We start from the raw sequence: 26,842 nt of genomic DNA, 5'->3' as shown, positions 1-26,842 counted from the left end.
ATCCGCTTCAACGCGCTGCAAGGTTCAGGTTCAACGCGCCGCAAGGTTCAAGGTTGCGGCCGGCCTCCGATCAGAATTTGTCGTCTTCGGTCGGCACCAGGATCTCGCGTTTGCCGGCATGGTTGGCGGCGCCGACAATGCCTTCCTTTTCCATCTTCTCGATGATCGAGGCGGCCCTGTTATAGCCGATGCCGAGCCGGCGCTGGATGTAACTGGTGGACGCCTTGCCGTCGCGCAGCACCACGGCCACCGCCTGGTCATACGGGTCGTCGGAATCGTCCAGATTGCTGTTGCCGCCACCGCCACCGGAACCGCTCTTGCCGGACGGCTCGTCATCGTCCTCGTCGTCATCCTCGGTGATGGCATCGAGATATTCCGGCACGCCCTGCAGCTTCAGGTGCGCGACGATTTTCTCGACCTCCTCGTCGGCGACGAACGGGCCGTGCACGCGCTGGATGCGGCCGCCGCCGGCCATGTAGAGCATGTCGCCCATGCCGAGCAGCTGCTCGGCGCCCTGCTCGCCCAGGATGGTGCGGCTGTCGATCTTCGACGTCACCTGGAACGAGATACGGGTCGGGAAGTTGGCCTTGATCGTACCGGTGATGACGTCGACCGAAGGACGTTGCGTCGCCATGATGACATGGATGCCGGCGGCACGCGCCATCTGCGCCAGGCGCTGCACCGCGCCTTCAATGTCTTTGCCGGCGACCATCATCAGGTCGGCCATTTCGTCGATGATGACGACGATGTAGGGCATCGGCTCGAGATCGAGATTCTCGGTCTCGTAGATCGCCTCGCCGGTCTGGCGGTCGAAGCCGGTCTGCACCGTGCGCGAGATTTTTTCACCTTTTTTCTCGGCCTGCTGGACCCGGGCGTTGAAGCCGTCGATGTTGCGCACGCCGACCTTGGACATCTTGCGGTAGCGGTCCTCCATCTCCCGCACGGTCCATTTCAGCGCCACCACCGCCTTCTTTGGATCGGTGACGACGGGCGTCAGCAGATGCGGGATGCCGTCATAGACGGAAAGTTCCAGCATCTTCGGGTCGATCATGATCAGCCGGCATTCCTGCGGCGTCAGCTTGTAGAGCAGCGACAGAATCATGGTGTTGATGGCGACCGACTTGCCCGAGCCGGTGGTGCCGGCGACCAGCACGTGCGGCATCTTGGCAATGTCGACGATAACGGCCTCGCCATTGATGGTTTTGCCCAGCGCCAGCGCCAGCTTGGCCTTGGTGGTTTCGAAATCGCGGCTGGCCAGGATCTCCCTGAGATAGACGGTTTCGCGCTTGGCGTTCGGCAGTTCGATGCCGATGGCGTTGCGGCCGGGCACCACGGCGACGCGGCAGGCGATCGCGCTCATTGAGCGCGCGATGTCATCGGAAAGGCCGATGACGCGCGACGACTTGATGCCGGGCGCCGGCTCAAGCTCATAGAGGGTGACGACAGGGCCGGGACGCACGGCAATGATCTCGCCCTTGACGCCGAAATCCTCCAGCACGCCTTCGAGCAGCCGCGCGTTCTGCTCCAGCGCGTCCTTCGACAGGCTGGCGTCGCGCACCACATTCTTGGGCTCGGACAGGAAATGCAGTGACGGCATCTCGAACGTTTCGGAGCCGATCAGCGAGGTTTGCGCCTCGCGCTGGACGCGGGCGCCCGGCACGGGGCGTGCCGCCGGCGCCGCGACGCGGGTCGCGGCATCGGAACGGAACTGCTGCACCTTGGCCGTGGGGGCCGTACGGCGCTGGGTGGCGGGCTCGTCGTCGAGATCGATATCCTCGTCGTCGCGATCGAAGACATCGTCATCGTCCGGATCGACGGAAACACTGCGGTCACTGACCATGGCGGCGAAGAATTCCGGTTCGACGCGGGCGCGGCCGTCCGGGCTCATCCGCGATTCAGCGTACTCGGCCGATTCGACCCGTTCGGCGGCGCGCCGCCAGGCGGTGGAGCGCTGCTCCATCTCCGGTTCATACTCGTCCCGCTCCTGCCTGCGGCGCACGGCGCGGCGATGCATCCATGCGCGCAACGAGAGCCACCAATGGGTGATGGCGCCAAGCGCCAATATGCCCTCGTCGCCCTCATCCTCGTCATTGTCGAACAGAAGATCGTCCTCGCGCGGTTCCGCCGCAGCCGGTTCTTCCATCACGGCAAAGCCGTTCTTGCGCCCGATCAGCGCCGCGCCATAGGCGAACAGCCACAGCGTCGGCGCGGCCAGCAGCACGGCGAGCACACTGGCGATCAACCCGCTCGGGTAGCCGCCGACAAGGACGCCGGGGATCTTGAGCACCATGTCGCCGAACACGCCGCCAAGGCCGGTGGGCAGAGGCCAGGTCTTGGGCGGAACGATGCAGCCGGCGATCGCGGCGGCGAGCAGCGCGAAGCCGAACCAGAACAGCCCGCGCTTGGGCAGCCTGTCGACGCCGCGCGCCGAAAACAGCAGATACCCCCAGATCACTGCCGGAACCAGCGCGGCGACGGCGGCAAGCCCGAAGAACTGCATGGCAAGATCGGAGAACACCGCGCCGGCATAGCCCATGGCATTGGTGACATTGTTGTTGGTGGCGTGCGAGAAACTTGGATCGGCAACGTTCCAGGTGGCGAGGCTGGCAACCCCGAAGGCAACAGACAGGAACAGGCCGGCGCCGACCAGCCGGCCGACCTGCCGCCGCGCAAAAGCCTGGATGCCGTGCCCCGTATCGGCCAGCGCGAGCGGTGCTGAAGCCCCTGAACGCATGCTCTTCCCCGTCAGTGATTGCCTGGCCGCAGCGCATGACGCACTGCGGCAGATTCGAGGGCCAGACTAGCCGTGGGAAGGTTAAGGCTGCATTAACTATAAGAGGTTGAGATGATCATACCCCGTCACTCCAGGTTGAAGCCCAAAAGGGCAGGGCATGCAACGTCACTGCCGGACCACCAAGGTGGATAGAGGCATGCAATCCGTCTTCCTCCGCGTGGCGGTAGTGGCCTGGGCGGGATTTAGCCTCTTGCTTGCCCTGCATTGGTTCATCGACCTCGGCATGGTGGGCTTTCCGGATGGTTACATCACGCCCTATGCAAGGGCGACCGACCCCCTCCTCCACACGCTTGCTGCAGCCTGTCTGGCACAAGGTCTCTATTTTCTCTGCAGGGGCATCCTTGGCAGGGGATTTGGCTTGCTGACGATCGGCCTGCAAATTCTGATTGCAGCGATTCTGACGGTGGCGCCGGTGTTGATCATCCACATTTGCCCCATTCCGGTATATGCAGCAGCGCCTATGAGACGCTGACTGGCACCATGATGGATGACGGGGCCGGCGGCTAGACTTGCCACCGGCCCGTCTCACACTTTTCCTGAAAGCGTTACTTGTTGGCGCCGCCGAGCGTGTTCAGATTGCCGCAGAACTCGGCATGGGCCTTGCTCATCGCCGCGTCCTGGCACTCCTTCATCATGGCGTCCTGCTTATCCTTCGGCATGGCCATGAAAGCAGCCTTGAATTCTTCCATCGGCTTCATGGTTTTCATGCCGGAATCGGTGAAGAACGGCGCCATGTTATCAGGTTCGTCGAGGATGCCCGCCAATGCAACGCCGCTGACCATGGAAAGAGCGAGTGCTCCGAGGCAGATATTCTTGAAGTTCATGAGGAAATTCCTTCCCTGTGTTTTGCAAACGAGCGCCTGAACGACGATCGCTTTCACAGTTCGGGGCGAGGACGGTCAATGTTTCTTCGAAAATCTTCCTCACGAGAACGTGATTGCGCAAGGTCAGGCATACGCAGAATGAATTACCAAAAAAAGAGGCCCGGATGCGATCCGGGCCTCAATGCGTGAACTCCTTGCGGGAGTGTCACGACGGGATTCTTTTCGAAGCCAGGAAATCGTGCAGCGTCTCGGCTGGCATCGGGAAGGCAAGCAAGGGGCCGGCGGGAGGAGGGTTCCGCCGGCCCCGTAGGCTAAGCTGGCCTTACGGCACCACTTCGCCATGCTGGGAGATGTCGAGGCCTTCGACCTCTTCCTGGGTCGTCGGACGCAGGCCGACCAGCGCCTTGACGATGTAAAGGATCACGAAGGTGGCAACCGCCGTCCACAGGATGGTGAAGGCGATGCCATAGAGCTGCTTGCCAATCGAAGCGTCCTTACCGAGCGCATTGATCGCCGGATCGGCGAGCACGCCGGTCAGCAACGCACCGACCACACCGCCGACGCCATGGACGCCAAAGGCGTCGAGCGAGTCGTCATAGCCGAACATATGCTTCACCTTGACCGCCGAGAGGTAGCAGACCACGCCGGCGACGATGCCGACGATGAAGGCGCCGGTCGGGTTGACGAAGCCGGAAGCCGGGGTCACCGCCACCAGGCCGGCGACAGCACCCGAGATGATGCCGAGCACGGAAGGCTTCTTGGCGACGATCCATTCGGCGAACATCCATGCCAGCGCCGCTGCGGCGGTGGCGACCTGGGTGTTGAGCATGGCAGCGCCGGCGAGGCCGTCAGCCGCCAGTTCCGAACCGGCGTTGAAGCCGAACCAGCCGACCCACAGCAGCGAAGCGCCGATCACCGAATAGACCAGGTTGTGCGGAGCCATGTTGGTGGTGCCGTAGCCTTCGCGCTTGCCGAGAACGAGCGCGCAGACGAGACCGGCCACACCGGCGTTGATATGGACGACCGTGCCGCCGGCAAAGTCGAGCACGCCAGCCGCGCCAAGGAAGCCGCCGCCCCAGACCCAATGCGCGATCGGCGCGTAGACGATGAGCAGCCACAGCGCCATGAAGATCAGCAGCGCCGAGAATTTCATGCGCTCGGCAAAGGCGCCGGCAATCAGCGCCGGCGTGATGATGGCGAAGGTCATCTGGAACATCGAAAAGACGAATTCAGGAATGTTCGCCACGCCCGGCAGCCACAGGGTCGAGACGGTGATGCCGTGATGGAAGAACCTTGAAGCGCCGCCGATGTAGTTGTTCAGGCTGGCGGAGTCATTGGTGGAAAAGGCGAGTGAATAGCCGAACATGAACCACAGCACCGTCACCAGACAGGTGATGGCAAAGCTCTGCATGATGGTGGCGAGCACGTTTTTCTTGCGCACCATGCCGCCGTAGAACAGGGCCAGGCCGGGGATGGTCATCATCAGCACGAGTGCCGTCGAGGTCAGCATCCAGGCGGTGTTGCCGGTATCGAGCACCGGGGTGGGGGCAGCAGCCGGCGTTGCGGCGGCCGCGGCGGGAGCTACGGTCTGCGCGAATGCAGAGACCGTGCCCAATGCAGCGAGAGCGAGCGAGCTCAGCGCCGCCACGCGTCCCGTCGTCTTCATGGTGGAAGGTATGTTCATTGAACTCTCCATTGGAATACGTGTTCGCCGCTTACAATGCGTCGGAGTCTGTTTCGCCGGTGCGGATGCGCACCGCCTGCTCGATACCGAAAACAAAGATCTTGCCGTCGCCGATCTGGCCGGTTTTGGCCGCCGCGGTGATGGCTTCGACGGCCTTGTCGACAACGTCTGCAGCCACCGCGACCTCGATCTTGATCTTCGGCAGGAAACTGACCGCGTATTCCGCCCCGCGATAGATTTCCGTATGCCCCTTCTGACGCCCGTAGCCTTTGACTTCGGTGACGGTCAGGCCCTGGATGCCGACGGCGGTAAGCGCTTCGCGTACCTCGTCCAGCTTGAACGGCTTGATGATTGCCATCACGATTTTCATAAGGTTTCACCCTTTGCTGTTGCGGTCCCCCGCGTTTGCACGACTTCACCGATCCCAAAGAGCCGGAGAGTGCTCATCAGGATTCAAGCTCCGTGCCAAGTGCCGAAGCAGGGTGTTAACCGGTTGTAAACAAAGGGATTGAGAGCTACGCCGGCGCAGTCCGCTCGCAGTTGCGGCAAGGCATCTGATTAAATATTAGGCAATTTTCTCGAAATGCCTATTCTGCGGGCGAACGCTTCAGCCGGATCAGACCTTCCTGGGCAACCGAGGCGATCAGCGTGCCGTCGCGGGCAAACAGCGAGCCGCGTGTAAAACCGCGCGACCCTTGCGTCGACGGGCTGTCTTGCGTGTAGAGCATCCAGTCGTCGAGCGGGTGGCTGCGGTGGAACCACATGGCATGGTCCAGGCTCGCCGCCTGGATATCGCGGTCGAAGATGGCTCGGCCGTGCGCGAAGGTCGAGGTGTCGAGCAGCGTCATGTCGGAGAGATAGGCGAGCACCGCCGCCTGGGTGGCGCGATCGGCCGGCACAGGACCGGTCGTGCGGATCCAGATGTTCTGCTTCGGCTCCAGTTTTTCCCGGCTGGTGTAATGCTTCAGCATCACCGGCTTCATCTCGATCGGGCGGTCGCGCTCCCAATAGCGCTTGATCCCTTCGGGCACAGCTTCGGCGAACTTGCCCAGCAGCTCGCGCTGCGACAGCAATGTTTCAGGTCCAGGCACGTCATGGGGCATCGGAACCTGGTGTTCGAGCCCGACCTCATCCTGCTGGAACGATGCCTCTAGCGAAAAGATCGCCTGGCCATGCTGGATCGCCACCACGCGCCGTGTGGTGAAGGACCCACCGTCGCGGATGCGGTCGACCTCGTAGACGATCGGCACCTGGGTGTCGCCCGGCCGCATGAAATAGCCGTGCAGCGAATGGACATGGCGATCGGGGTCGACGGTTCGCTGAGCCGCGACCAGCGCCTGGGCGATGGTCTGGCCGCCGAAGACGCGCTGCCAATCGAGCAAGGGGCTGCGACCACGATACAGATTGTGTTCCAGCTTCTCGAGGTCGAGAATGCCGAGAAGCTCGTCCATGGCTGCCGTCATCTTTCGCGCCCTCGCCGCAGAAGTGTTATGGCGGTTTCCGACAGGACGGACAGGCAGTCAAGGCCGCAATGGCCTGGATGGCCCCGCGTGCGAAAGGAATTCGGGAATGACGGAACGCAAGGCCGATGCGAAGGCAAAGCTCGATGTCCTGGTCGCCGGCGCCGGCTACGTCGGGCTGGCCACCGCCGTCTCGCTGAAGCAGGCGCGGCCGGGCCTTGCCGTTGCGCTGGTCGATGCCGCGCCCGCCGGCGCCTGGCAAAGGGATGGTCGTGCCTCGGCCATTGCCGCCGCCGCCTGCCGCATGCTCGACCAGCTCGGCGTCTGGGCGGAGATCGCGCCGCAGGCGCAGGCGATCACCGAGATGATCATCACCGATTCGCGCAGCGCCGATCCGGTCCGCCCGGTCTTTCTGACCTTCGGCGGCGAAGTGGCACCGGGCGAGCCCTTCGCGCATATGGTCGCCAACAGGGCGTTGAACGGCGCTTTGCGCGCCAGGGCCGAAAAGCTCGGCATCGACATCATCGAAGGTGTCGCGGTGCAAGGTTTTGAGACCAATGGCGCCGGTATATCGGTGCATCTGGCCGACGGTGCCACGCTGACCGCGCGGCTGCTGGTCGCCGCCGACGGCGTCAATTCGAAGCTGCGCGACATGGCTGGCATCAAGACGGTGAAGTGGGACTATGGCCAATCCGGCATTGTCTGCACCGTGGCGCATGAACGCCCGCACAATGGCCGCGCCGAAGAGCATTTTTTGCCGGCCGGCCCCTTTGCCACGCTGCCGCTCAAGCCCGACGCGGACGGCACTAACCGCTCGTCGATCGTCTGGGTCGAACGCGCGGAAGATGCCAAAGCGCTCGTCGAAGGCGACGATCTCGCTTTCGAGCAGGAACTCGAACAGCGCTTCAGCCTGAAGCTCGGAGAAATCCGTGTGGCTGACAAGCCGCGTGACTGGCCGCTCGGCCTGACTATCGCGCGCGCCTTCGTCGCACACCGGATCGCGCTCGCCGGCGACGCCGCGCACGGCATCCATCCGATCGCCGGCCAGGGCCTCAATCTCGGCTTCAAGGATGTCGCGGCGCTTGCCGAGGTGATTGTCGAGGCGGACCGGCTCGGCCAGGACATCGGCGCGCTCGACGTGCTCGAACGCTACCAGCAATGGCGCCGTTTCGACACGGTTCAGATGGGCATCACCACAGATGTGTTGAACCGGCTGTTTTCCAACGACATCACCCCGCTGCGCGCCGTTCGCGACATCGGCCTTGGTCTCGTCGAACGGATGCCGCGCCTGAAGGCGTTTTTCATCCGCCAGGCATCGGGGCTGTCCGCGGGTACGCCGCGTCTATTGAAGGGCGAGGCGATCTAAGCGCTCCGGCAATTTCAGTTTACCTCAAAACCCAGCTTCTGCCGCAGCCGCAGCATGCGCTGATCGGCGATCTCAAGGCGCTTCTCGCCGCCCTGGGCAGCCCGATTGACCATCTGCAGTAGATCATTTCGCTCGGCGACGTCGAGACGCTGGCGCAGGAACGGCGCCAGCTTGTCGATGACGACAGTGGTGTCGTCGACCTGTGCCGCCGCCCATTTGGCGTAGATCACCGCCTCGTCGGTCTTCTTCTTGTCGGCGATCTCGGAAATGACAGCGCGGATGACGGCCTCGCGCTGCGGCAGAACAGGCCCATTCTCGGAGACGATCGATGTAATCAGCGTCGCGGCGGCCACCACCGGATCGTCGATCGCCGTCAGCGGCGACAGGGCCGCCTGGTTGCGCAGCTTCTTGCGGCGGATGTTGCCTTGCACGCGCCCGACAACATCGGCGACCTCGCGCGCGGCATCGTTCATGGCCTTCATCCGGTACCACCAGAAACCTGCTGCTCCCAGCACGCCAAGGATCGCAATCAGGAAAGGCATGTCGAAATCCCCCGAGAAATCCGCCTGACGATAGAAGAACACTTGCGTTGCTTCAACACGCAAGAGTTGCGCCTGATGAACAAAACCCGGGCCGCTCGTGTAATCCGAGCGTCCCGGGACCCGTCACCCCTGGCCGATCATGACGCGGTCTTCATGACCCCGGCCCGCCTATGACTCTGGTATGTCGTAGATCGCCCGAACCTCGATGGTGCCGATCTCGGCCAGCGGAATGCCGGCGGCAATGTCCAGCGCTTCGTCGAGAGTGGCGGCCTCGACCATGATGAAACCGAGCAACTGCTCCTTGGTTTCGGCGAAGGGACCATCGATGATCAGCCGCTTGCCCTGGCGCCGGCGCACGGTCTTGGCTGTCTTCACCGACTGCAGCGCCTCGGCGACGATCAGCTTGCCCTGTTGATCCAACACCCTGTCGTAAGCCAGCGAATCGGCGTCGAGCTTGGCCCCCCTCTCGGCGGTGAGCGCGTAAAGGTCTTTTTCCTCACCATAGACCAGGCACATATATTTCATTTCGAGCTCCCTTGCTGTGACAAACCATAGGATGCGGCGACGAGCGTGTCAGCTTGGCCCGCGATCACCGCCGCATGGTCGAGGAGGCATGCCGCGACTCCGATGATGGCGACAGCGGCCAGCAGCCTGCCGAAGCCGAGCGGCGGCGGGTCCAGCCAGAAGTCTTGCTGTCGCTCAAGCCTGCAGCCCGGGCTCTTCCACAGCGCGAAAAACAGATTGTCCATGTGAACCTCCATCCAGCCACAAATCCCTTGGCCGCCCGCAGGACGCCCGGGCCGGACGAAAGTCGACATTTTTGCCCGAACATTTTTTCCGGAAAGCCTGATTATTTTTCTGGAACGCCCAAATAGTCATCCGGAACGAATGAGCCGGCATCGTGCCGTGGTCCAAACAGCGCAGTGGTCTTCGCACACGCCCGCGCTATAGTTGACCGGACGCCACGCTTACCCACAACCAAGGAGGACTTCATGGACCGCACCGCAACCGCCGTCTGGAAAGGCAATCTTACAGAAGGCAAGGGCACGCTCGACACCCAGAGCGGCGCTCTGAAGGCCGCTCCCTATTCGTTCAAGGCGCGCTTCCAGGATGAAAGCGGCAAATCCGGCACCAATCCCGAAGAGCTGATCGCGGCCGCGCATGCCGGCTGCTATGCCATGCAGCTGTCGCACTTCCTGGCCGAGAACGGCACGCCCGCCACAGAACTCGACGCCAAGGCCGTGGTGACGCTGGTTCCCGGCACCGGCATCACCGGCAGCGCGATCACGCTGGTCGGCAAGGTGCCCGGCATCGATGCGGCGAAGTTCAAGGAATTGGCCGAAAAGGCCAAGGCCGAATGCCCGGTCTCGAAGGCGCTCGGCGCCATCAAGGTATCGCTCGACGTCAAGCTCGGCTGAGACTGCTGCATTTCCCGTGAAAATCCGGCGCGCCTGGTCGCGCCGGGTATCATGGAAAGAGAACTAGGCGCCCAGCGCGTCAAGCCGGGCGCGAAGTGCGGCGACTTCCTGCTCCAGAGCCTCCAACCTCGCTTCCAGGTCTGAGTAAGGCAGGGCCGGCGCACTGCGCTGCGCCGATAGCGCTGCGACATCCACCGGGCCGGCGAGGAGATGCACGTAGCGGTCCTCGCGCTGGCCAGGCCCGCGCGGGATTTCCTGGATCAGCGGCGGCCGGCGGCCGATCAGCATGTCGAGTTCAGCGCGCAGATCCTCGATCGACGCAAACCGCGCCATGCGCTCGGCGCGCGCCAGCAGCTCATGCGCCGTCTGCGGTCCGCGCAGCAGGAGCAGGCCGAGCAAGGCGGTCTGCGGCGTGGTCAGCGAGAAGCGCTGCGCCATCTGGTGTTCATAGCGCTCGACGCGCGAGCCGAACATCTGCCGCACCAGCCCCTTCTGCTCGAGCAGCTTCAGCCCCCGGTGCACCTCTGTCTGCTCCAGCGCCATGACAGGCTCGCGCGCCGTCTTCTGGTTGGCGGCGGCAAGTGCTGCGTTGAGCGTCAGCGGATAAACGTCCGGCGTCAGCTCCTTCTTCTCGATCAAGCAGCCGAGCACGCGCGCTTCGATGGGGGAAAGGATGGTAAGGTCTTCGCTCATGGATCTCTCATAGCCGAAGCTCCCATCCCGATTCAATCGGGATGGAACAGCTTGCTAGAGCAATTCCAGGAAAAGTGTGAAACGGTTTTCCCGGGAAAAACGCATAGCGTTTTCCCATGGGAATTGCGTCAAAACAAAGAGTTAGAGCGCATCAATCCCAGGCGCCGCGGCCTTTCGCTCCGGCTTCGGCTGCCAGAATGACCTGACGAGCACATCCTCCGCATAGATCGCGTCATCGAACCGGTTCTGTCCAAGTTGCTGGGCCAGCGTCGGTCGATCCCCGAGCAGCGAGACGCCAAAGGCAGCCTGGCCATTGGGGAGCGGCGCATCCAGCGCGTCGAGGATGGTGGGAAATATGTCGATCGTGCCCGAAAGCCCGGTATGCGTCTTGGACGGAATACCATCCCCCGACAGCGAGAAAAAGTTGCGTCGTTCATGTCTGTTCAGGCTATCCGTCACCGTGCTCGGCGCACTGAGATGATCGCTTTGCAATGCCAGAACGGTGTTCGCCATCAGACCTTCGGCCTCGGCTTTGTGGATGAAGTCGGCAATCAGCATGTTGGTGCATTTCACGGCATGGAGAATATTGGGAGCTTGCGGCGAAAGCCCCGTCTTGCCGATGCATTTGTCTGAGAGGTAGCCATCCATCGCATGCCCGCCGCTGACGGCGATCGTCAACGAGAACGGTTTGCCGTCGCGCTGCGCGCGCCGCAAAATGTCGAAGCTCAGATCCAGGACTTCAGCGTCGTCGGCGCCAAAAGAGTTGCCGCGCCCATTGATGGCGGTCACCACTTCTGGCCCGCCGAAAAGCGACGAGTAGCCATGGGTGGAATAGAATGTCCCCTGGCCGGTAAAGCTGAGTGGCCAACCCGTAACGAAGTTCTGCTGATACCCCCGCGCGCTCAAAACATCGCCAAGGCAGGTCAGGCCTGGCAGGAATTGCGCATTCTCCTCCAGATACTGGCGGGTTGTGAAGAACGTTATCAGCAGCGGCGTTCCACAGTTCGCGGCGACCATCCCTGAGATGGAATTGTTGGTGTAGGCAAGCTGCACCATATTGGTCGCCGAAACGCCACGCCTGTCGAATTCGAGCAGCGGATCCATGACGTCGCCAAACGCGGCCCTGTCCATGTAAGTGCGCTCGGCGCTCTCGATGAAAATATGAATGAGGTTCTTTGGCGCAGCGGTCACGGGCGCCGTTCCAGCCTCCGGCCTTTTCAACGGAGTGATATCGACGAACTGCGTGGACAGGAAATCATGCAGCGGGTTGGGGTGGATCGCCGCCGAGATCGGACGCGTCAGCATCGGGTTTGCCGCCAGGAAGACCGCCATCAGGGCGACATCCAATCCTCTGGTCAACGTGCCGCGCGCCTTCAGGGCGCCAAGGCCGAAAAGGACGACCACAATGACCAGCATCGTGCTTCCGGTATTCCACAGATACTCAAAGACGACACTGGGCGTAACCGTCCCGGCGCCGGCATGCATGAACATCGCACCCCAGTCGAAATAGCCAAAAACACTTTCGAGATAGACATAGACAAGGAACAAAAGGCAGGGAAAGAGCGAGAAATAGAGCCTGAACCACCTGCTCTCTTGCTGACCCGCCTTCTTGTCCCGGAAGCCGTCAAGCAAGAGAAGCGCGATCAAGGCCCCCAGGCCGAGAGCCGCAAGCAGCACCTTCTCCTGAAAATAGATCAGCGACACAAGCCAGGTGAGCGATCCCACTGTTGTGGCGCTGATGAATAGCCCGGATACTGAATACCCATTCCCGATGAAGCCGCGCATCACTTCGCACTCGAACGACGATTACGGAAGTGAGTAGCGAACATCACTTAAGACTATACTAAGACAATACTGCGCGTCTCGCGCATCCGTCAATCAGCTACTTGCGTTGTCGCTAATATGGGCGCATGTTTGAAAAGTGATCGGGCGTGGCCGGCGGCCCAACTGGAGCGTTTCACAGTTTCGTGGAAACGGCGATCCGCTCTGGGATGAGAAGATCTTCGCTCATGAAAGCTGTTCAGCTTCCCGGCGGTAGAACGCGGTTGCAAGGGCATGTTTGCGCGCCTGGCGGGCGTCATCCCTGACGGTGGCGGCAAGGTTCATTTGATGGTGGCCATAGCGCGCTTCGAGATAGCGCGCGATTGCGGTCGGGATGAGACCGGATCCCATCTCCCGCGTCTGGCCTTTCTGCTCGATCAGGCGGCGGATTTCCTCTGCTGCCGGCGCCGGCACGTCCGTCTGGTCGAGGCATTCGCCAAGGTTCATCGGCGGCAGGCTGGCAAAGCCGCGCTGTTCCGTCCAGTCCAGCGCTACCAGCGGGCGGATCAGATAGAACAGCTTCTTCAGCTTCACCTCTCCGGAAAAACTACCGATCTTGGCGACATGCGAGCGCGCCAGGCCGAGATAGTGGTGCGAAACCTTTCCCGGATCGACGATCTCGGCCAGCAGGTCGAGAAGACGCGCGCGAAATCCCGCGACCTCCTCATAGACGATGGGCGATTTTGCCCATTCGACGATAACCGCATTGCCGCCGAGCGCCAGCAGCAGGGCCTTGCGCAGATCCCAGCCACCGGCATCTATCTCGCCTTCGATCGGGAATTCGATCACGTCGCGTGGCTGTTGCAGCACGAGGTGATCCGACACCGGCCTGATGTAGACAAAGCGGCAGTCATAGTCGCTATCGGGCGACGGAAAGCCCCAGGCGCGGCTGCCGCTCTCGATCGCAACCAAGATCTTCACGCCCTGGCTTCGCACCAGATCCAGGCGCCCGGAGGGCCGCGACGGCGTCCGGCGAAAAGTCAGCGGGCAATGATCCCATCCGATGGCTAAACCCGTCTCTCCACCATCATCTTCTCGGTCTCCGCAGCTGCGTCGCCGAAGGCGCACAAAACGGAAAACCGATCGCGGTTAGACTCGCCGCTCCACCATCATCTTCTTGATTTCTGCGATCGCCTTGGCCGGGTTGAGGCCCTTGGGGCAGGTTTGCGCGCAGTTCATGATGGTGTGGCAGCGGTAGAGCCGGAACGGGTCTTCGAGATTGTCGAGCCGCTCGCCCTTGGCTTCGTCGCGGCTGTCGATCAGCCAGCGATAGGCCTGCAAGAGGGTTGCCGGACCGAGATAGCGGTCGCCGTTCCACCAATAGCTCGGGCACGAGGTCGAGCAACAGGCGCACAGTATGCACTCGTAGAGCCCGTCGAGCTTCTCGCGGTCCTCATGGCTCTGCAGCCACTCCTTGGCCGGCTCCGGCGACACCGTCTTCAGCCATGGCTGGATCGACGCGTGCTGGGCATAGAAATTGGTGAGGTCGGGCACCAGGTCCTTGACCACCTGCATATGCGGCAGCGGATAGACTTTCACGGCGCCGAAAATGTCGTCGCAGCCCTTGGTGCAGGCCAGCGTGTTGGAGCCGTCGATGTTCATGGCGCAGGAGCCGCAAATGCCTTCGCGGCAGGAGCGGCGCAAGGTCAACGTCGCGTCGATCTTGTTCTTGATCCACAGCAGCGCGTCGAGCACCATCGGCCCGCAATCGTCCATGTCGACAAAATAGGTGTCGATGCGCGGGTTCTCGTCATCGTCCGGCGACCAGCGGTAGATGCGGTATTCCCGCAGATTGGTGGCGCCTTCCGGCTTCGGCCAGGTCTTGCCTTGCTGGATCTTCGAGTTCTTGGGGAGCGTCAGTTCGACCATTACCTCAGGTCCTTTCGGATGACGAGCTTCAGCCCCGACCAGATTTCATTGACGGCGGCAACCTTGACGTCGACAAGGTCGAGCTTCAGCGCTTCAGTGCGGACGACACCCTCGGTGACGTCGGTCGGCACTTTCGATGCCTTTTTCGGCCAGGACACCCAAACCATGCCGTCGCGCTTGATCGCTGATTGCACATCGCCCAGCCGATCCTCGATCTCGGCGCGCTGCATCGCGAAGGCATGGACGGCATCGTATTTGAGCGTCGTCCCCGAAATATCGGACCAGTCGCCCAACCGATCGACTTGTGCGAAGTCGACGGCTTCCGTGAGATCGCTGAGATCATCAGGCAGCGCAATGAACGCCGCGACCATTCCGTCCTTCAGGCCAAGCTTGGCCGGAAGCGGCGTGGCGGAATATCCCGTGGCCGCCAGCGCCATCTCAATACACCCTGGCCTTGGGCGCGATCTTGGCGAGGCTGATGCCGCCGTCCTTTTCGGCCAGCAGCGGCTCGGTGTGCACCGGCCGGTAGCTCAGCGTTACCTTGCCGTCCTCGCTCAGCTTGGCCAGCGTGTGCTTGCGCCAGACTTTGTCGTCGCGCGACGCAAAATCTTCCCGCGCATGCGCTCCGCGGCTCTCCTTGCGGGCCTCGGCGCTGTAGACCGTGGTGATGGCGTTGGCCATCAGGTTCTCCAGTTCCAGCGTCTCGACCAGGTCGGAATTCCAGATCATCGAGCGGTCGGAGACCTTGATGTCCTTGAGCTCGCTCCAGATTTCCGAAATGCGCTTGCAGCCGTTTTCCAGCGATTCCTGGGTGCGGAACACGGCGGCGTCTTCCTGCATCGCCTTCTGCATCTTCTCGCGCAGCACCGCTGTCGGTGTCGAGCCATTGGCGTGGCGCAGCCCGTCGAAGCGATCCATGATCTTTTCGACCGAGGCTTCGTTGGGCGAAGGGATCGCCGACTTGCGATCGATGACCTGGCCGGCGCGGATCGCCGCGGCGCGGCCGAACACGACAAGATCGATCAGCGAGTTCGAACCCAGCCGGTTGGCGCCATGCACCGAGGCGCAGCCCGCCTCGCCCACCGCCATCAGACCGGGCGACACCCGGTCCGGGTTCTCTGCCGTCGGGCTGAGCACCTCGCCCCAGTAATTGGTCGGCACGCCGCCCATATTGTAGTGCACCGTCGGCAGCACCGGGATCGGCTCCTTGGTCAGGTCGACGCCGGCGAAGATTTTTGCCGATTCCGAAATGCCGGGCAGCCGCTCGTGCAACACAGCCGGATCGAGATGGTCGAGATGAAGGAATATATGATCCTTCTTCTTGCCGACGCCGCGGCCTTCGCGGATCTCTAGCGTCATGCAGCGCGAGACGACGTCGCGCGAGGCTAGATCCTTGGCCGACGGCGCATAGCGCTCCATGAAGCGCTCGCCCTCGGAATTGACGAGATAGCCGCCCTCGCCGCGCGCGCCCTCGGTGATCAGGCAACCGGCGCCGTAGATGCCGGTCGGATGGAACTGCACGAACTCCATGTCCTGCAGCGGGAAGCCGGCTCTGGCTGCCATGCCGCCACCGTCACCGGTGCAGGTGTGGGCTGAGGTGGCCGAGAAATAGGCGCGGCCATAGCCGCCGGTCGCCAGCACCACCATCTTGGCAGAGAAGCGGTGAATGGTGCCGTCATCGAGGTTCCAGGCGACGACGCCGGTGCAGGTGCCGTCCGGCTCCATGATCAGGTCAAGCGCGAAATACTCGATGAAGAACTGCGCGTTGTTCTTCAGCGACTGGCCATAGAGCGTATGCAGGATGGCGTGGCCGGTGCGGTCGGCGGCCGCACAGGTGCGCTGCACCGGCGGGCCGTCGCCAAAATTCATCATGTGGCCGCCGAACGGCCGCTGGTAGATCTTGCCCTCTTCGGTGCGCGAGAACGGCACGCCATAGTGCTCGAGCTCATAGACCGCGGCCGGCGCTTCGCGCACCAGATATTCCATGGCGTCGACATCGCCCAGCCAGTCCGAACCCTTGACGGTGTCGTACATGTGCCACTGCCAGGAATCCGGGCCCATATTGGACAGCGACGCGGCGATGCCGCCTTGCGCGGCCACCGTATGCGAGCGGGTCGGGAACACCTTGGTGATGCAGGCGGTGCGCAGGCCCTGCTCGGCCATGCCGAGCGTGGCGCGCAGGCCGGCACCACCGGCGCCGACGACCACCACGTCGAATTTGTGGTCGACAAAAGTATAACCCGCCGTGTTGGCTGATTTCGCGTCCTTGGCCAACTCAGCCTCCGAATGCAAGTTTAAGCAGGGCGAAGATCGAGGCGACGCCGACCGCTATGGTGAAAAATGTGCTGAGCGCGATTGTCGCCAGCTTCAGGCCTTCGCTGATCACATAGTCCTCGATGATCACCTGCATGCCGAGCCGCATGTGGTAGAGCCCGGAGATCAGGAAAAGGATCATCACCAGCGCCACGAACGGATTGGCAAGGGCTGCCCGCACCTCCGCATAACCGGCGCCATTAAGCGCAATCAGGAACCCGACGAAGAACAGTGTCAGCGGAATGTTGGCGAGCGCCGTCAGCCGCTGGCGCCAGAAATGCTGTGTACCCTCATGCGACGAGCCGAGACCGCGGACCTTGGCCATCGGCGTGCGCATATCGTTGCTTTTGTTGCCGCTCATGATCAGGCTCCCCGCGCCATGTAGCCGGCGACCCAGATCACCAGCGTCAGCACAACCGACCCGGCGAGCGTCGCCCAGGCGATCTTCGATGCCGTGTGCTTCTCGAGCCCGGCGCCGGTGTCCCAGATGAAGTGGCGCACGCCGCCGAGCATGTGATGCATCAGCGCCCAGGTGTAGCCGAACAGGATGAGCCGGCCGAGCCAGGTGCCGAACGCCCAGTTGACCCAATCGAAGGCGCCCTGCGAGGTCGCCGCCGCCATCAGCCACACGGCAACCAGCAGCGTGCCGAAATAGAGCGCACCGCCGGTGATGCGATGGATGATCGACATCGTCATGGTGATCGGCGGCCGGTAGATCGTCAGATGCGGCGAGAGCGGCCGTTCACGTCTGGCAAGCTCGCGGGTGGCTGGTGATTTGCTCATGGCTCCCCCAGTTCGATGTTCGGAGCCGCTATGGGGAAGCGGCATTTGCCGCCTTCATGTATGACTTCGGACAGCCGGTTTCTAATGCTCTTTTTGCATCGCGTCAAAGCCGGAAAATCGTTTTGGAAACGTCATTTAGTCTGACAAAAAGGCAGGCTCGGGCTTCAATCGATTAGGGGCCGATGGGCCGAAGCCGACTCGATATCGCTGCAGTGCAGCATGTCTGGTCCAGAGCCCGGCTGTGTTTGAGATTCGCACTATCGCTTGCAGGTCTGCGGCGTCGAGCCCCTCTTCATCACCAGCGCCTCACGCCCGTCGATCACGATTGCGTTATGCGTGGCGGTCTCCTGGTAGCGGCTGGACTGGTTGGCGGGCGACGCCAAAAACTCTTCGGTCACGCCATTCGGCTCGATCACACGCAGCGACGAGCCGAGATTCTGAATGGTGATCGCGCTGCCATTACCGCATCCATAGGTTGCTGTACCCACAGTGGAGCGCGGCGCGGTGAGATCGGTGGTGGTCTTGGTTGCCGGTGCTGGAGGCGTCGATGCCGAGGCCGCCACGGTCGCGCTGGACTGCTGAGCGGGAGCAGACGAGGCGGGATTGGCCGCCTTCGGCGCGCCATCCTGCGGCACACAGGCAGCAACGACAATCATCAACGGGAAAACGGACACCCAAACCGTCCGGCCTAACGCCATATGCTGTCCTCCCGTGCGGCAAACTAGCCGCGATACCGCGCCAAGATCAAGGTTGCTCCGACGTCACCTTTTGGATCCGCTGGCGCCGGCTGCGATGGAGCGGGCAAGCATGGCCGAATGATGGCCATCGGGTTTTCCCTCCAGTCGGAAATTAACCATGTTTGACGAGACATCGCCGCGCATCGCGTCAGCCTCTTAACAAAGGTTAATAAAAGGTTAATTTCTGATTCGCGGTGACTTTCATGGAGGACGCCATGCGTTCGAACTCTGGCAGATCGCGCCTTGCGGCGCTCATCCTGGCGGCTGCGGTCGCCGGCATGGCGGCACCCGCACTCGCCGGTGCCCGTCATCAGGATCGCGTCTACGCCGATTCCTTCGGCAATCTCGTCATCGACAGCGCCGCCGGCTACAAGCGCATCATCGTCGGCGAAGGCAAGCTGGCCAAGCAACTGTCCGACTACACCAGTGCCGGCCAGCCCAAGGTGATCTACGAGAACGAAGCCGACGAGATATCAGGCTACAGCGATTGCTACCGGCCACCGGTGTTCGTGAAGGGCCGCAGCTACATGTACGGGCTTTCCGACGGTGAGATGCCCGAACTCAGCCCTTGCCGCTGAAGTTAATGGCGATCGCGTTAGACGGCCACTCGCCTCCCGGCCCGGCTGAGGCGCCCACGCAGTCGCGCCCGGCATTCTTCGCCAGATAAAGCGCCTCGTCCGCGCGCCGCATGAGATCGGCGATGGTTTCACCGGGATGAAGTTCGGCGACGCCGAAGCTCGCCGTGCAGCTGATGTCCGCCGGCAGTCCGTCGATGGGCAGGGCGCAGAATGCGCTACGCGTGCCTTCAGCGAACAGCCGGGCAGCGGCCAGGTTGGTTCCCGGCAGGATGATGGCGAATTCCTCGCCGCCGATACGGCCGGCGACATGGTGCCCGGCGGCCGCCTCGCGCAGGAACCCGGCAAAGGTCTCGATCACCCGGTCGCCGGAGGCATGGCCGAAACTGTCGTTGATGCGCTTGAAATGATCGAGATCCGCGATGACCAGCGCGACCGGCACGCCTTGCCGCATGGCGCCAATCACCGCAAGCTCGGCCTGGCGCGTGAAGGCACCGCGGTTGAGCAGTCCCGAGAGCGTATCCGTCTCCGACTTCGACGTCACTTCAGCCAGCACCTCACGAACCAGGATGGCCAGCATCAGTAGCGCCAGCGCCAGCGCAAAGACAGTGCCGAGCGATTGCGAGACCAGCGCGTAGCTGCTTTGCAGATAGGCCTGCGGATTGGCACCCCAACCGCCAAGCGCATGGGCGATGAACGGCTTTGACGCGAACTGTAAAGCGCTGGCCGCCAGCACGGCCATCAGGATGCGATCGAGCCGGCCACGCCTTTGCCTCGACGACCAGACGATGGCCAGTCCGACGAATTGCATGACGGCATAGGGAAGCTGATAGGCCACTATGCGGGTCAGCGACTGGCGCGGCAGGTCCTGCACGAAATAGACGGCGATGGTGGCGGCGACCAGGAAGAACAGCATCGGCGGCCATCGCGGCGCGACGCCGTATTTGCGGGCCAGTCCGGCGTTGAAGGCCATGGTGGCGCCGAGGAAGACCGCGAAGGCGGTGACCACCGGGATCCGCGCATCGGTGAAAGCGGGAATGCTGAATTCGATCGCCGAATAGGCCATGCCCAGGACATAGCCAGAGGCAAACCAGCGCGCCGGGGCGCGGCCGACATCATGGAACGCGACCGCCATGAAGGATGCCGCCAGCAGGCCGGCAACCGACAGGTTGATCAACAGGATGAAGTTGGCGCCGCTCATCTCTCTTTCGCACCCGTGTCTCAGATAACACCGACGGGCGAAAAAGACGTTAACGCTGGCTTGGGAGACGATCAGCCGGTCTTTGGAAGCTCCGGCACGAACACCGCTTCGGGCCGTTCGTAGGAAAGGCGCACGCTGTCGCGGCCGTTCTTCTTGGCCTTGTAAAGCGCCTCGTCGGCACGGCGCATCAAGGGCTCCAGCGCTTCCTCGCCGCTGCGGGCCGCCACGCCAAAGCTGGCGGTGACCTTGGTGCCGGCGGGAAGCCCGTCGACGCTGCCGGCCGAATAGAGCGTGCGCACCGCCTCTGCGAACAATCGCGCTGCTCCGAGATCGCTCAACGGCAGGAGCACCGCGAACTCCTCGCCGCCGATACGCCCGGCAGCACCCCGCGCACCGGTCGCAGACCGAAGCTTGGCGGCGAAGTCGGCGATCACGCGATCGCCAGCGGCGTGCCCGTGCACATCGTTGAGCGCCTTGAAATGATCGAGGTCGGCCAGCACCAGCGCCACCGGAAACTTGGCCACCGCGCAATGTTGCAGGAGCAGGGCCGCGCGCTCCTCGAAACCACGGCGGTTGAGAAGACCCGAAAGCGGATCCGTGTGCGTCTCGGCCTTCAGCGCCTTCATCACGTCGAGGGCCGCGGCGCTGAACAGGCAAAGTGCGATCAGCAATGACAGCAGCGCATGCGACAGCAGCGCTGTTGTCCAGTAGGACGAACCGTAGAACCCGTCATAGCTGGTGAATGGCCCGTGCGCGATAACGACGACAAGGGTGCGCACGAAGAAGTTCACCCCCGACAGCAGCGACAGCACGAACAGGATGTTCTCGGTCGGGCCGTTGTTGCGCACGGGCCGCAATTCGGCGGCGACCAGAAGGCTGATGCCGCCGAAGGCAAAATTCATCGCCAGGATACGCCAGGTGAGATCCGGCGCGACGAACAGGAACCAGCACAGCGACGCCAGCCCGCCTCCACCCAGGATGGCGATCGCCACATAGGGAACCTTGCGGCCGTAGCGGGCGACAATAGCGCCCGACAGGCAACAGCCGGCAATGGTGAAGCAGATGTTGGAGACCAGCTTGGACAGTGCCATGCCGACCGGCAAGGTGAAATACTGGAACAGAAAGCCGGGTGCCGAAATACCGTAGCTGAGTGCCAGCACGGCGAGATAGGGGCGGTGGCGCTGATAGGTCCATAGCACGAGGAAGGCCGCGCCGAGTGCCAGCGCGATCGTTGGATTAAGCAGCGCTATGAACAGACCTGTGTCCAAAGGACGGTGACTTCCCCTCACTGACGTCGGGGAAGAGCTTAGCGCTCAAGCCCAAACAAGCGGTTAAGCGCAAGCGGATATGCAAGCCGCACCAATGAAAAAGACCCCGGAACCGCAATGCGGTCCGGGGTCCGGCAATCAATAAACCGTGTAGACCGGAAGCTATTTCCAGTCGCGGATATCGACGAAGTGGCCGGCGATCGCCGCCGCCGCCGCCATCGCCGGCGACACCAGATGGGTGCGGCCCTTGAAGCCTTGCCGGCCCTCGAAATTGCGGTTCGAAGTCGAGGCGCAGCGTTCATGCGGCTTCAGCCGGTCGTCGTTCATGGCCAGGCACATCGAACAGCCCGGCTCGCGCCAGTCGAAACCGGCGGCGATGAAGATCTTGTCTAGGCCCTCGGCCTCCGCCTGCTCTTTGACCAGGCCGGAGCCCGGCACGATCATCGCATCCACATGCGCACTCACCGTCTTGCCCTCGACCACCTTGGCCACGGCGCGCAGATCCTCGATGCGGCCATTGGTGCAGGAGCCGATGAAGACGCGGTCGAGCGCGATGTCCGTGATCTTGGTTCCCGGCGTCAGGCCCATATAGTCGAGCGCGCGGATCTTTGAGGTGCGCTTGTTTTCATCCGTGATCTCTTCCGGATTGGGAACGACACCCTGCACCGAAACGACATCCTCGGGCGAGGAGCCCCAGGAGACGATCGGCGGCAGCTTGGCCGCGTCGAGCACGATCACCTTGTCGAAATGCGCGCCCTCATCGGACTGCAGCGTCTTCCAGTATTCGAGTGCTGCATCCCAGGCCGCGCCCTTCGGCGCACGGGGCTTGTCCTTGACATAGGCGAAGGTCGTCTCGTCGGCGGCGATCAGGCCGGCGCGCGCACCGCCTTCGATCGACATGTTGCAGATCGTCATGCGGCCTTCCATCGACAGCGCGCGGATCGCCTCGCCGGCATATTCGATGACATAGCCGGTGCCGCCGGCGGTGCCGATCTCGCCGATGATGGCCAGGATGATGTCCTTGGCGGTGACGCCTGCAGGCAACTGGCCATCGACACGAACCAGCATGTTCTTGGCCTTGCGCTGGATCAGCGTCTGCGTCGCCAGCACATGCTCGACTTCCGAAGTGCCGATGCCGTGTGCCAGCGCGCCGAATGCGCCATGCGTCGAAGTGTGGCTGTCGCCGCAGACAATGGTCATGCCGGGCAAGGTAAAGCCCTGCTCCGGGCCGATGATGTGGACGATGCCCTGGCGGATATCGTTCTCGGAATAGTATTCGACACCGAAATCCCTAGCGTTCTTGGCCAGCGCCTCGACCTGGATGCGGCTTTCCTCGTTCTTGATGCCGAACTTGCGCTCGGGCGAGGTCGAGACATTGTGATCGACCACGGCCAGCGTCTTTTCAGGATGCCGGACTTTGCGGCCGCTCATGCGCAGGCCTTCGAAGGCCTGCGGGCTGGTCACTTCATGGACCAGGTGGCGGTCGATGTAGAGCAGGCAGGTGCCATCGTCCTGGCGGTCGACGATATGGTCGTCGAATATCTTGTCGTAGAGGGTGCGCGGTGCGCTCATGTGCGTAAATCCGTCGATATGAGAATGGGAAAAAGCAGACGCCGGTAAGGCTCGGTCCGGCGAGACGACCTGGACAGGTCGGCCTATCGGCTGCTCAGTGCACCGCTGACGCGCGCGGAAAAGCGCGACGGCAGGCGTTTTCTGTCCTGCAGCACGAACCCCTTGTAAGCCGGATCGCCAAAAAGCTCTTCCATGGCGTGGCTCATACCAATGTTTTGGCTTTTCGGCAATTGCGGTAGTGGCGGTGCGATCTTCCCTTCTCCCCCAGGGGGAGAAGGTGGATCGGCGCGCAGCGCCGAGACGGTTGAGGGGTAGGTGACGGATCGCCGTCCATGCCAAGCTGGATCACCCCTCATCCGACCTCCCTTCGCGAGGCCACCTTCTCCCACAAGGGGGAGAAGGAAAGATGGCTCCACTCACATCACCTCAAACACAAACGTCTTCACCAGCGCATCCGGCTCGGCGATGGCATAGCAGCGGAACCAAGGACTTTGCTCGATCAGCCGCCATTTGCCCGCCTGCTCCAGCTCATCGAAAACACCCTGGAAGCCGCCGCTTTCAAACACCTGGTCGCGTACGGTGAATATGGCATGGCCGCCCTTTCCAGTGATGCGCACCAGTTCGTGCAGGCCGGACGCCGGCGCGTGGCTGATGGTGAACACGCCGGTCGAGAAGAAGGCGCGGAAATGATCGTCCGGCCATGGCAACGGCCCGCCCAGCATCGCCTGCTTCAGCTCGCTATGGGCGTTCCGGCTGCCGGCGATCTTGAGCATGTCGTCCGAGAGGTCCAACCCGGCGATGTCGCCGTAGCCCAGCGCCTTCAGCGACGGTCCCGACAGGCCGGTGCCGCAGCCGGCGTCGAGCAATGGCCCTTCGCCGACCGGAACATGGCGCGCTACCCAGGCGGTGATGAGGAACGGGAGGAGATAGCCGAGCGAGGCTGTCTCGCTGTCATAGGTCGCGGCCCAGGCGGCATAAGCCTCCTCAAGCGCTTCCGGCGAGCCGGCTGTATAGACGGAATCCAGCGCCGCATTGGCGTTGTCGACGATCATGAGGCCTCCCCAACGAAATATGTCGGGGATGGTAACCTTGTCTCCGTCGAAAAACTATTCCTCGTGCTGGCGGCGCAAGCGCCGTTCCAGCGCCCTCAGCGCCAGCGACAGGCTGACGGTCAAGATGAGATAGATATAGGCCGTTATCGAATAGGTCTCGAAGAAGCGGAACGAGCCGGCGGCATAGACCTTGCCCATCTGGGTGATGTCGGCAACGCCGAGCACGGAGACCAGCGAAGAATCCTTGACCAAAGCGACGAAATCATTGCCGAGCGGCGGCAGGATGGTGCGGATCGCCTGCGGAAACACGACGAGCCGGAAGCGTTGCGCGCGGCTCAGGCCCAGCGCCTTGGCCGCTTCGATCTGGCCCTTCTCGACCGACTGGATGCCGGCGCGAAAGACCTCGGAGATGAAGGCGGAGTAGCCGATGGTCAGCGCCATGATGGCGCGCCACAAAAGCGACACGTCGCGCACCAAAAGCTCGCTGAACAGGCCGGCACTTTGCAACGGCGCGGTCAGCGCATTCCAGGCCGCGACGAAGGCCGGCGCGCCGGCAAAGGCGATCCAGAACAACAGCACCAGGATCGGCACGCCGCGAATGATCTCGACATAGAAGCGGGCAACCTGCCGCAGCCAGGGTGAAGCTGACAGGCCCATCAAGGCGATCCCGAGACCGATGATCGAGGCCAGTGCGAAAGCAATCAGGGTGACGAAGATGGTGGTCCAGATGCCCTTGGCGACGGTGGCGAAGACCTGGGCGTAAAGGTCGCTGGTAGCGATGAACAGCGCCGCCGCCAATGCGAGAAGGATGGCGACGGCAAGCCACCAGGGGAAGTCGGGTTTGGTGGAGGGTGCCCCCATCAAAAGGATCGCGCCAATGTCAGCGCGCTATCACCCGAGACCCCCACCAAGATGGCTCACTGCCCCATCTTGTAATCAAGAAACCACTTCTTGTTCAGCGCATCGAGCGTGCCGTCCGCCTTCAGCGCCGCGATCGCCGCGTTGACCGGCTTCACCAGGTCGGATCCTTTCGGGAAGATGAAGCCGAAGTCCTCGGTGCCGAGCGGCCCGCCGATCAGCTTTAGCTTGCCCGCGGAAGCGTCGACGTAGCCCTTGCCGGCGGTGCCGTCGGTGAGCACGACATCGACATCGCCCGATTTCAGCGCCTGCACCGTGGCGCCGAAGGTCTCGAACAGCTTGATGCGCGGGTTCTGCTCATTGCCGTCGAGCACGCTGTAGACGGCGGTGTAGAACGGCGTCGTGCCGGCCTGGGCGCCGATCAGCCCGTCCTTGAAGGCGCCGAAGGTCTTGGCGTCGGTGAAGCGGCTTTCGTCGCCGCGCACCAGCATGAACTGCTCCGAGCGCATATAGGGATCGGAGAAGTCGACCTTCTGCTTGCGGTCGTCCTTGATGGTGATGCCGGTCATGCCGATATTGTACTGGTTGTCGGAAACCGCCTGGATCATCGCGTCCCAGGAAGTGTTCTGGTACTCGACCTTGAAATTGAGCCGCTTGGCGATCTCGTTCATCGCATCATATTCCCAGCCGATCTGTTTGCCCGACTTGGCATCGATAAACTGCAACGGCGGATAGGCGTTCTCGGTCACCACCACCACCTTCTTGCCGCCGAGATCGGGCAGCGCATCGGCTGACCAGGCGGCGACGGGCGCCAGGACAAGAGCAAGCAGGCCGGCCAGCAGCAGTTTCGTTTTGGTCATGACACACTCCCGAAAATTGAAAGCGCCCAGATGGGCTTACAAGAAAATTCGGCCCGACTTTAGCTGTCCGCAGACGCCTTGCAAGCCGGTCCGATGCTCTACGTCAGGCGAAAGCAGATTCCAATGCCTTCGGCCGGCGGGGTTTTAGAACCCCTCGGGGCCGGCATTCATTCCGTGATCCCGCTACGGCAAAGCTAGGCCTCTCCCGGACACCAGGGAAACCGTCAAACGACGGATCAGGATGTTGACGCAGCGTTACGCAACTTCGCGACGAACCCGGTCAAGGTGCGGTGCAGCGACTTCAGCTCTTCAGCTTCGAGCGGCATGGCGCAGGCAAGACCTGCGGATACGTCCTTGATATGGGCGCGCATGGCCTGCCCTTTGGCCGTCGGCTCGACCAGTACCCGGCGCTCATCGGCGGCGTCGCGCCGGCGGGTAATGAGGCCGCCCGCCTCCATCCGCTTGAGCAACGGCGTCAGTGTCGCGGAATCCAGGCCCAGCGCTTCGCCAAGCGCTCCGATCGTGCTCGGCGCGCGCTCCCACAGCGCCAGCATCACGAGATATTGCGGATAGGTCAGGCCAAGCGGCTCGAGCAGCGGGCGGTAAACCTTGGTCATCAACCCGCTCGCCGAATAAAGCGCGAAACACAACTGCTGATCGAGCCGCGGCATGGCAAAAGTCCCGGCGGCCTCCGCCGGGACATCCTTGGCTTTCGTTTCGACTTTTGCCGTCATGCCGCCTTTACCGAAAGCGCCACGTCGATATTGCCCTTGATGGCGTTGGAATAGGGGCAAACCTGATGCGCCGCCGATACAAGCGCGTCGGCGGCTGCCTGATCAAGGCCTTTCGTTTCCACCGCGAGCGCGACGGCGAGCTTGAAGCCCTCGCCATTGGGAAGCAGGCTGACGGTGGAGGTTACCCCGGCGTCTGTAAGCGGCAGCTTCTGTTTGCGCGCGATGAAGCGGACAGCGCTTTCGAAGCAGGCGGCATAGCCGATGGCGAAAAGCTGCTCGGGATTGGTGGCGCCACCCGGCCCGCCGAGTTCCTTGGGCATCGCCAGATCGACGTTGAGCAGGCCGTCGCTGGTCTCGCCATGGCCGGCGCGGCCGCCGGTGACGTGAGCCTGTGTCGTGTAGAGTGCCATATCAAATC

General features: G+C 62.6%; 29 protein-coding genes. 4 read left to right on the top strand and 25 right to left on the bottom strand.

What is annotated here, in order from left to right; genetic code table 11:
- Positions 1–70 precede the first annotated feature (70 nt).
- Complete coding sequence (locus A3A9_RS0114580) at positions 71–2,734, bottom strand: DNA translocase FtsK (RefSeq protein WP_027059434.1); 2,664 nt, start codon at positions 2,732–2,734, stop codon at positions 71–73.
- A gap of 196 nt (positions 2,735–2,930) precedes the next feature.
- Between A3A9_RS0114580 and A3A9_RS0114575 the strand changes: the two genes are divergently transcribed.
- Positions 2,931–3,266, top strand: coding sequence for a hypothetical protein (locus tag A3A9_RS0114575; protein ID WP_245279039.1), 336 nt, complete (start codon positions 2,931–2,933; stop codon positions 3,264–3,266).
- Between the two features lie 73 nt (positions 3,267–3,339).
- Here A3A9_RS0114575 and A3A9_RS0114570 read toward each other — a convergent pair whose 3' ends face one another.
- The 4 genes from A3A9_RS0114570 to tesB all read right to left on the bottom strand — a co-directional run bounded on the left by A3A9_RS0114570 (position 3,340) and on the right by tesB (position 6,765).
- Positions 3,340–3,618: a hypothetical protein gene (locus A3A9_RS0114570; RefSeq protein WP_027059432.1), complete on the bottom strand. Its 279-nt coding sequence runs from the start codon at positions 3,616–3,618 to the stop codon at positions 3,340–3,342.
- A 322-nt stretch (positions 3,619–3,940) separates the two neighbouring features.
- Complete coding sequence (locus tag A3A9_RS0114565) at positions 3,941–5,284, bottom strand: ammonium transporter (RefSeq protein ID WP_430515882.1); 1,344 nt, start codon at positions 5,282–5,284, stop codon at positions 3,941–3,943.
- Positions 5,285–5,333: 49 nt separating this feature from the next.
- Entirely contained in the window at positions 5,334–5,672 is a 339-nt protein-coding gene (locus A3A9_RS0114560; RefSeq protein WP_027031875.1) for a P-II family nitrogen regulator, read from the bottom strand.
- Positions 5,673–5,889: 217 nt separating this feature from the next.
- A complete protein-coding gene (gene tesB, locus A3A9_RS0114555; RefSeq protein ID WP_027059431.1) occupies positions 5,890–6,765 on the bottom strand; it encodes an acyl-CoA thioesterase II in 876 nt (291 codons plus the stop codon).
- A gap of 106 nt (positions 6,766–6,871) precedes the next feature.
- Between tesB and A3A9_RS0114550 the strand changes: the two genes are divergently transcribed.
- The gene (locus tag A3A9_RS0114550) at positions 6,872–8,128 is read left to right on the top strand and encodes a ubiquinone biosynthesis hydroxylase (protein ID WP_027059430.1); all 1,257 of its coding nucleotides are present in this window, start codon (positions 6,872–6,874) and stop codon (positions 8,126–8,128) included.
- A 14-nt stretch (positions 8,129–8,142) separates the two neighbouring features.
- On the opposite strand, the gene A3A9_RS0114545 is transcribed toward A3A9_RS0114550, so the two are convergent.
- From A3A9_RS0114545 to A3A9_RS0114535, 3 genes are all read right to left on the bottom strand, one after another.
- Positions 8,143–8,670, bottom strand: a complete 528-nt coding sequence (locus A3A9_RS0114545; RefSeq protein ID WP_027059429.1) for a hypothetical protein — start codon at positions 8,668–8,670, stop codon at positions 8,143–8,145.
- A 168-nt stretch (positions 8,671–8,838) separates the two neighbouring features.
- Complete coding sequence (locus A3A9_RS0114540) at positions 8,839–9,195, bottom strand: YciI family protein (protein ID WP_027059428.1); 357 nt, start codon at positions 9,193–9,195, stop codon at positions 8,839–8,841.
- Positions 9,192–9,419, bottom strand: coding sequence for a hypothetical protein (locus A3A9_RS0114535; RefSeq protein ID WP_027059427.1), 228 nt, complete (start codon positions 9,417–9,419; stop codon positions 9,192–9,194). Before A3A9_RS0114535 ends, A3A9_RS0114540 begins: the two co-directional genes overlap by 4 nt.
- A gap of 243 nt (positions 9,420–9,662) precedes the next feature.
- Between A3A9_RS0114535 and A3A9_RS0114530 the strand changes: the two genes are divergently transcribed.
- Positions 9,663–10,088 (top strand): OsmC family protein, encoded by a 426-nt coding sequence (locus tag A3A9_RS0114530; RefSeq protein ID WP_027059426.1) that lies wholly within the window; start codon positions 9,663–9,665, stop codon positions 10,086–10,088.
- 63 nt (positions 10,089–10,151) lie between these two features.
- On the opposite strand, the gene A3A9_RS0114525 is transcribed toward A3A9_RS0114530, so the two are convergent.
- The 9 genes from A3A9_RS0114525 to A3A9_RS0114485 all read right to left on the bottom strand — a co-directional run bounded on the left by A3A9_RS0114525 (position 10,152) and on the right by A3A9_RS0114485 (position 18,265).
- The gene (locus A3A9_RS0114525) at positions 10,152–10,781 is read right to left on the bottom strand and encodes a YceH family protein (RefSeq protein WP_027059425.1); all 630 of its coding nucleotides are present in this window, start codon (positions 10,779–10,781) and stop codon (positions 10,152–10,154) included.
- 141 nt (positions 10,782–10,922) lie between these two features.
- Positions 10,923–12,506 (bottom strand): sulfatase-like hydrolase/transferase, encoded by a 1,584-nt coding sequence (locus A3A9_RS0114520; protein WP_245279037.1) that lies wholly within the window; start codon positions 12,504–12,506, stop codon positions 10,923–10,925.
- Positions 12,507–12,788: 282 nt separating this feature from the next.
- Positions 12,789–13,523: a nucleotidyltransferase domain-containing protein gene (locus A3A9_RS41190; protein ID WP_245279036.1), complete on the bottom strand. Its 735-nt coding sequence runs from the start codon at positions 13,521–13,523 to the stop codon at positions 12,789–12,791.
- 168 nt (positions 13,524–13,691) lie between these two features.
- A complete protein-coding gene (locus A3A9_RS0114510; RefSeq protein ID WP_027059423.1) occupies positions 13,692–14,471 on the bottom strand; it encodes a succinate dehydrogenase iron-sulfur subunit in 780 nt (259 codons plus the stop codon).
- Positions 14,471–14,908, bottom strand: coding sequence for a DUF3052 family protein (locus A3A9_RS0114505; RefSeq protein WP_027059422.1), 438 nt, complete (start codon positions 14,906–14,908; stop codon positions 14,471–14,473). The genes A3A9_RS0114510 and A3A9_RS0114505 overlap by 1 nt, the downstream gene beginning before the upstream one ends.
- 1 nt (position 14,909) lies before the next feature.
- Complete coding sequence (gene sdhA / locus A3A9_RS0114500; protein WP_027059421.1) at positions 14,910–16,745, bottom strand: succinate dehydrogenase flavoprotein subunit; 1,836 nt, start codon at positions 16,743–16,745, stop codon at positions 14,910–14,912.
- A 1-nt stretch (position 16,746) separates the two neighbouring features.
- Entirely contained in the window at positions 16,747–17,145 is a 399-nt protein-coding gene (sdhD, locus tag A3A9_RS0114495) for a succinate dehydrogenase, hydrophobic membrane anchor protein (protein ID WP_027059420.1), read from the bottom strand.
- Positions 17,146–17,147: 2 nt separating this feature from the next.
- A complete protein-coding gene (gene sdhC, locus A3A9_RS0114490) occupies positions 17,148–17,567 on the bottom strand; it encodes a succinate dehydrogenase, cytochrome b556 subunit (protein ID WP_027059419.1) in 420 nt (139 codons plus the stop codon).
- Positions 17,568–17,824: 257 nt separating this feature from the next.
- The gene (locus tag A3A9_RS0114485; protein WP_027059418.1) at positions 17,825–18,265 is read right to left on the bottom strand and encodes a hypothetical protein; all 441 of its coding nucleotides are present in this window, start codon (positions 18,263–18,265) and stop codon (positions 17,825–17,827) included.
- 254 nt (positions 18,266–18,519) lie between these two features.
- Here A3A9_RS0114485 and A3A9_RS0114480 point away from each other — a divergent pair, with 254 nt between their 5' ends.
- Positions 18,520–18,882 (top strand): hypothetical protein, encoded by a 363-nt coding sequence (locus A3A9_RS0114480; RefSeq protein ID WP_027059417.1) that lies wholly within the window; start codon positions 18,520–18,522, stop codon positions 18,880–18,882.
- Here A3A9_RS0114480 and A3A9_RS0114475 read toward each other — a convergent pair.
- The 8 genes from A3A9_RS0114475 to A3A9_RS0114435 all read right to left on the bottom strand — a co-directional run bounded on the left by A3A9_RS0114475 (position 18,866) and on the right by A3A9_RS0114435 (position 26,834).
- Positions 18,866–20,080 (bottom strand): GGDEF domain-containing protein, encoded by a 1,215-nt coding sequence (locus A3A9_RS0114475; protein ID WP_027059416.1) that lies wholly within the window; start codon positions 20,078–20,080, stop codon positions 18,866–18,868. The two genes, A3A9_RS0114480 and A3A9_RS0114475, sit on opposite strands and share 17 nt — an antisense overlap.
- Before the next feature lie 71 nt (positions 20,081–20,151).
- Entirely contained in the window at positions 20,152–21,348 is a 1,197-nt protein-coding gene (locus A3A9_RS0114470; RefSeq protein ID WP_027059415.1) for a GGDEF domain-containing protein, read from the bottom strand.
- 162 nt (positions 21,349–21,510) lie between these two features.
- A complete protein-coding gene (leuC, locus tag A3A9_RS0114465) occupies positions 21,511–22,920 on the bottom strand; it encodes a 3-isopropylmalate dehydratase large subunit (RefSeq protein WP_027059414.1) in 1,410 nt (469 codons plus the stop codon).
- A gap of 416 nt (positions 22,921–23,336) precedes the next feature.
- Positions 23,337–23,972, bottom strand: coding sequence for a class I SAM-dependent DNA methyltransferase (locus tag A3A9_RS0114455; RefSeq protein WP_027059413.1), 636 nt, complete (start codon positions 23,970–23,972; stop codon positions 23,337–23,339).
- 54 nt (positions 23,973–24,026) lie between these two features.
- Entirely contained in the window at positions 24,027–24,833 is an 807-nt protein-coding gene (locus tag A3A9_RS0114450) for an amino acid ABC transporter permease (RefSeq protein WP_027059412.1), read from the bottom strand.
- A gap of 56 nt (positions 24,834–24,889) precedes the next feature.
- On the bottom strand, positions 24,890–25,690 hold the full coding sequence (locus A3A9_RS0114445; protein WP_027059411.1) for a transporter substrate-binding domain-containing protein: 801 nt from the start codon (positions 25,688–25,690) through the stop codon (positions 24,890–24,892).
- Positions 25,691–25,926: 236 nt separating this feature from the next.
- On the bottom strand, positions 25,927–26,424 hold the full coding sequence (locus tag A3A9_RS0114440; protein WP_027059410.1) for a MarR family winged helix-turn-helix transcriptional regulator: 498 nt from the start codon (positions 26,422–26,424) through the stop codon (positions 25,927–25,929).
- Positions 26,421–26,834: an organic hydroperoxide resistance protein gene (locus A3A9_RS0114435; protein WP_027059409.1), complete on the bottom strand. Its 414-nt coding sequence runs from the start codon at positions 26,832–26,834 to the stop codon at positions 26,421–26,423. Before A3A9_RS0114435 ends, A3A9_RS0114440 begins: the two co-directional genes overlap by 4 nt.
- Between the last annotated feature and the right edge of the window lie 8 nt (positions 26,835–26,842).

This window comes from Mesorhizobium loti CJ3sym, from assembly GCF_000472785.1.
Lineage (GTDB): Bacteria > Pseudomonadota > Alphaproteobacteria > Rhizobiales > Rhizobiaceae > Mesorhizobium > Mesorhizobium loti_E.
This window is presented reverse-complemented; position numbering and strand designations above follow the sequence as displayed.

Excerpts from the sequence above, each read along its gene's own strand:
- A3A9_RS0114580 (WP_027059434.1), bottom strand. The coding sequence starts at position 2,734 with ATGCGTTCAGGGGCTTCAGCACCGCTCGCGCTGGCCGATACGGGGCAC.
- A3A9_RS0114575 (WP_245279039.1), top strand. The coding sequence starts at position 2,931 with ATGCAATCCGTCTTCCTCCGCGTGGCGGTAGTGGCCTGGGCGGGATTT.
- A3A9_RS0114570 (WP_027059432.1), bottom strand. The coding sequence starts at position 3,618 with ATGAACTTCAAGAATATCTGCCTCGGAGCACTCGCTCTTTCCATGGTC.
- A3A9_RS0114565 (WP_430515882.1), bottom strand. The coding sequence starts at position 5,284 with ATGAAGACGACGGGACGCGTGGCGGCGCTGAGCTCGCTCGCTCTCGCT.
- A3A9_RS0114560 (WP_027031875.1), bottom strand. The coding sequence starts at position 5,672 with ATGAAAATCGTGATGGCAATCATCAAGCCGTTCAAGCTGGACGAGGTA.
- tesB (WP_027059431.1), bottom strand. The coding sequence starts at position 6,765 with ATGACGGCAGCCATGGACGAGCTTCTCGGCATTCTCGACCTCGAGAAG.
- A3A9_RS0114550 (WP_027059430.1), top strand. The coding sequence starts at position 6,872 with ATGACGGAACGCAAGGCCGATGCGAAGGCAAAGCTCGATGTCCTGGTC.
- A3A9_RS0114545 (WP_027059429.1), bottom strand. The coding sequence starts at position 8,670 with ATGCCTTTCCTGATTGCGATCCTTGGCGTGCTGGGAGCAGCAGGTTTC.
- A3A9_RS0114540 (WP_027059428.1), bottom strand. The coding sequence starts at position 9,195 with ATGAAATATATGTGCCTGGTCTATGGTGAGGAAAAAGACCTTTACGCG.
- A3A9_RS0114535 (WP_027059427.1), bottom strand. The coding sequence starts at position 9,419 with ATGGACAATCTGTTTTTCGCGCTGTGGAAGAGCCCGGGCTGCAGGCTT.
- A3A9_RS0114530 (WP_027059426.1), top strand. The coding sequence starts at position 9,663 with ATGGACCGCACCGCAACCGCCGTCTGGAAAGGCAATCTTACAGAAGGC.
- A3A9_RS0114525 (WP_027059425.1), bottom strand. The coding sequence starts at position 10,781 with ATGAGCGAAGACCTTACCATCCTTTCCCCCATCGAAGCGCGCGTGCTC.
- A3A9_RS0114510 (WP_027059423.1), bottom strand. The coding sequence starts at position 14,471 with ATGGTCGAACTGACGCTCCCCAAGAACTCGAAGATCCAGCAAGGCAAG.
- A3A9_RS0114505 (WP_027059422.1), bottom strand. The coding sequence starts at position 14,908 with ATGGCGCTGGCGGCCACGGGATATTCCGCCACGCCGCTTCCGGCCAAG.
- sdhD (WP_027059420.1), bottom strand. The coding sequence starts at position 17,145 with ATGAGCGGCAACAAAAGCAACGATATGCGCACGCCGATGGCCAAGGTC.
- sdhC (WP_027059419.1), bottom strand. The coding sequence starts at position 17,567 with ATGAGCAAATCACCAGCCACCCGCGAGCTTGCCAGACGTGAACGGCCG.
- A3A9_RS0114485 (WP_027059418.1), bottom strand. The coding sequence starts at position 18,265 with ATGGCGTTAGGCCGGACGGTTTGGGTGTCCGTTTTCCCGTTGATGATT.
- A3A9_RS0114480 (WP_027059417.1), top strand. The coding sequence starts at position 18,520 with ATGCGTTCGAACTCTGGCAGATCGCGCCTTGCGGCGCTCATCCTGGCG.
- A3A9_RS0114475 (WP_027059416.1), bottom strand. The coding sequence starts at position 20,080 with ATGAGCGGCGCCAACTTCATCCTGTTGATCAACCTGTCGGTTGCCGGC.
- leuC (WP_027059414.1), bottom strand. The coding sequence starts at position 22,920 with ATGAGCGCACCGCGCACCCTCTACGACAAGATATTCGACGACCATATC.
- A3A9_RS0114455 (WP_027059413.1), bottom strand. The coding sequence starts at position 23,972 with ATGATCGTCGACAACGCCAATGCGGCGCTGGATTCCGTCTATACAGCC.
- A3A9_RS0114450 (WP_027059412.1), bottom strand. The coding sequence starts at position 24,833 with ATGGGGGCACCCTCCACCAAACCCGACTTCCCCTGGTGGCTTGCCGTC.
- A3A9_RS0114445 (WP_027059411.1), bottom strand. The coding sequence starts at position 25,690 with ATGACCAAAACGAAACTGCTGCTGGCCGGCCTGCTTGCTCTTGTCCTG.
- A3A9_RS0114440 (WP_027059410.1), bottom strand. The coding sequence starts at position 26,424 with ATGACGGCAAAAGTCGAAACGAAAGCCAAGGATGTCCCGGCGGAGGCC.
- A3A9_RS0114435 (WP_027059409.1), bottom strand. The coding sequence starts at position 26,834 with ATGGCACTCTACACGACACAGGCTCACGTCACCGGCGGCCGCGCCGGC.